A 3,341-nucleotide genomic window follows, 5' to 3' on the forward strand; every position below is an offset into this window, starting at 1 on the left:
GGGTGGGTGAGGACGGCGGCGGGAGCGTAGACCAGGGCGGCCAGGGTGAGGCAGGGGGCCGTCAGGTGTAGGGAGGGGACATCCCCCAGGTGCCGGGCGGCTATCAGGGGCGCCGTGGCGTAGCCGACGACGGTGAGCAGGACCTCGGCGAGGGAGCGGGCGTCGCCGCCGGTGAGGTGGGGCAGGGCCAGGACCGTGACCCCGACGAGGCCCAGGGTGAGGCCGACCAGCCGCCGGGGGCCGAAGTGCTCCGTGCTGCCGAGGAAGCGGGCCGCGATGAGGCCCACGATCGGCACCCCCGCGATCAGCAGGCCCGACGTGGAGCTGGACAGATGCCGTTCGGCGTCGGTCAGGGTGAACCAGGGGACGACGATCTCCAGGACCGCGAAGGCCAGCATGGGGCGCCAGTGGGCGCGGACGGTGCGGGGCAGGCCGCCCTGGCGCAGCGCGAACGGCAGCAGCAGGGCCGCGCCCAGCGCACAGCGGGTGAACACCAGGACGGGCGGCGACACCTCGGCCACCGCGACCTTGATCAGCAGATAGGGGATGCCCCAGACCACTCCCATCAGGGAGAACAGGAACCAGCCACGTGCAGTCATGCGGCGAGTCTCGGCCACTTCTCAGCGGGTGTCTTGAACGCTGTTGCGGTACACCGCCGGGGTCACCCCGAGCACCCTGCGGAACCAGCGGGTCAGATGCGCCTGGTCCGCGAAACCGACCAGCCCCGCCACCTCCGCCGGCCGCAGCCCCGCCTCCAGCAGCACCCGCGCCCTGCCCACCCGGTACTGGGCGAGCCAGGCGTACGGCGGTATGCCCGTCGCCGTACGGAAGGCCCGCAGCAGCTGGTAGCGGGAGAGGCCCAGGTCGGCGGCGAGCGAGGCGAGCGTCGGCGGGGCGGTCAGCTCGTCGGCGAGCCGGTCGCGGACCGTCCGCGCGATGCCGGCGGCGCCGGGTACGCGGTCGTGCGCCGGCCGGGCCGAGGAGTGCCGCCGGGCGAGCGCGGTGAGCAGCCAGGGCAGCCGGGACTCGGCCTCCAGCGGGTCGGGGCAGGCGCTGAGTTCGGCGTGTGCGCGGGCCAGTGCCAGGGCCAGCTCGGGGTCGTCCAGCAGGGGTTCGGGAAAGTGCGGGGCGCCCCCGGCGGTGCCCTCCCCCAGCAGGGACGGCTCGGCGTACAGCGCGCGGTAGGCGTATCCGTCGGTGGCGTTGCCGGGACCGCCGGTGTGCATCTCACCGGGGTCCAGTACGACGATCGTTCCGGCTCCGGTGCGTATGTGGCCGCCCCGGTAGTCGATCACCTCGTACCCGCCGACGCAGACGCCGATCGTGTACTCGTCGTGGGCGTGCGGGGCGTAGGTGTGCCGCTGGAAGCTCGCGGTGAGCAGGTCGAGGGGCGGTCCCTCGTGGCCGAGTCTGGCCCGTCGCCACTGGGCCTGTTCGGGCCCGGATGCGATCACTGCTTCGGTCATGGACGCCCCCTCGTCGTACGGCGATCACCTCGCCCGCCGTTGGAACGCCCGCCGGCCCCCGCTTCCTTCCGCGCAGGTCAGCCGACGGGTCGTCGGCCGAGCCCGGTCCGCTCCAGCGCGGTGAACGCCGTCTCCAGGCGGGCCCGGTGGTCCTCGGCCACCTCTGCCTCCGGATCACCGGCGAGGAGCCGCCGGGCGGTGCCGACGAAGACCGTGCGGTACGCGGCGACGACAAGGGCCGCGAGGAGGTCCGGGTCGGGCGTGCCGGTGTCGGCGAGGGCCGCCGCGAGCGCCGTCTCCACCTCCTCGACGCCCTCGCGGGCGCGGGCGCGCAGGGCCGGGGAGCCGATGACGATGCGCCAGAAGGGGACGTAGCTCTCCCCCACGGCGCTCAACGGGTGCCGTTCGCCCAGGAGTCGGAGGGTCAGACGGCGCAGGGCGGTCAACGGGGTTTCGCCCGGGGCGCGTTCGCGTACGGCCGTGGCGAGGAGGTCGGCGGCCTCGGGGATGCGGTCGAGGAACAAGTCCTCTTTGCGCGGGAAGTAGTTGAAGACCGTCATGGCGGAGACGTCCGCCGCGCGGGCCACCTCCGCGACCGTCACCGCGTCGAAGCCGCGCTCGCCGAACAGCCGCGTCGCGATGTCGGAGATCCGCCGACGCGTCGCGCGCTTCTTGCGCTCCCGCAGTGGAAGCGGGTTCGCGTCGTCCAGGCCGTCCCGACCGCCCACCGGCCCCTCGCTCAGCTCATCGCTCATGAAAAAACTATAGCGGATAAAAACTTTTAGTGACTATAGTGCGGCTCATGACGACGACACAGGGCGCGGAGCCCGGCACGGAGCAGGGCACGGAGTACGACGTGGTGGTGGCCGGAGCCGGCCCCGTAGGGCTCTTCCTCGCCGCTGAGCTGCGGCTGGGCGGGGCCTTAAGGGTGCTGGTGGTGGAGCGGCTGGCCGAGGTGGACGAGACCATCAAGGCCGGCTGGATCAACCACCCGAGCGTGGTCGCCCTGAACCGAAGGGGGCTGCTGCCCGAGCTGGCGGCGGTGCGGGAGGCGGTGCAGGAACGGCTCAAGGCGTTCCGGGACCTCAAGGATGTCGACGGCGACACCGGCAGCGGCAGCGGCAGCGGCAGCGGCAGCGGCAGCGGCAGGCCGGAACGCCCCAGGTTCGCCGGGCACTTCGCCGGGATCATGCTGGACCCCGAGCTGTTCGACGACTCCGGCCCCGAGTGGGCGGACGCCGATCCCGCCGCCGGACCCGGACTCGTGCTGCCGCAGGCCGAGTTGGAGCGGGCGCTGGGCCGCTGGGCGGAGCAGCTCGGGGTGGAGGTGCGGCGGGGCGTGGAGCTGACCGGCTTCACCCAGGACGCGGACGGGGTCGCCGTACAACTCGACGAACGGACCGTGCGCGCGGGCTGGTTGGTCGGCTGCGACGGTGGCCGGAGCACGGTGCGCAGGCTCGCCGGGTTCGCGTTCCCGGGCACCGCACCGGAGATCACCGGCTACCAGGCGCTGGTCGAACTCAGCGGCGCCGAGCGGCTGAAGGCCGGCTGGCACACGACGGACGTGGGGACGTACGTGCACGGGCCGTTCCCCGGCCGCGTCCTCACCGTCGAGTTCGACAGCCCGCCGGCCGACCGGTACGCGCCCGTCACGGCCGAGGAGTTGGAGGCGAGCCTGCGCCGGGTCTCGGGCGTGCCGGAGGTGCGCGTCACCGGGGTGCGCACGGCGACCCGGTTCACGGACAACGCCCGGCAGGCCACCGAGTACCGCAGGGGCCGGGTGCTGCTCGCGGGCGACGCGGCGCATGTGCACTCGCCGTTCGGCGGACAGGGGCTCAATCTCGGCCTCGGGGACGCGATGAACCTCGGCTGGAA

4 protein-coding genes are annotated in these 3,341 nt (G+C 73.5%); 1 reads left to right on the forward strand and 3 read right to left on the reverse strand.

Going from position 1 to position 3,341, the window contains the following annotated elements; genetic code table 11:
- The 3 genes from CCN72_RS12825 to CCN72_RS12835 all read right to left on the reverse strand — a co-directional run.
- Positions 1-599: DMT family transporter (locus CCN72_RS12825; RefSeq protein ID WP_143664089.1), on the reverse strand; the 599-nt coding region annotated here is incomplete at its 3' end.
- Positions 600-620: 21 nt separating this feature from the next.
- On the reverse strand, positions 621-1,466 hold the full coding sequence (locus CCN72_RS12830; RefSeq protein ID WP_161218904.1) for a helix-turn-helix domain-containing protein: 846 nt from the start codon (positions 1,464-1,466) through the stop codon (positions 621-623).
- Between the two features lie 77 nt (positions 1,467-1,543).
- Positions 1,544-2,221 carry a TetR/AcrR family transcriptional regulator gene (locus tag CCN72_RS12835; protein ID WP_086807638.1) on the reverse strand — a complete coding sequence of 226 codons (678 nt, stop codon included), beginning with the start codon at positions 2,219-2,221 and terminating at the stop codon, positions 1,544-1,546.
- A 47-nt stretch (positions 2,222-2,268) separates the two neighbouring features.
- Between CCN72_RS12835 and CCN72_RS12840 the strand changes: the two genes are divergently transcribed.
- The coding region (locus CCN72_RS12840) for an FAD-dependent oxidoreductase (RefSeq protein WP_143664090.1) at positions 2,269-3,341 on the forward strand (1,073 nt) is incomplete at its 3' end.

Origin of the sequence: Streptomyces murinus (assembly GCF_002154555.1) — a bacterium.
Classification (GTDB): domain Bacteria; phylum Actinomycetota; class Actinomycetes; order Streptomycetales; family Streptomycetaceae; genus Streptomyces; species Streptomyces murinus.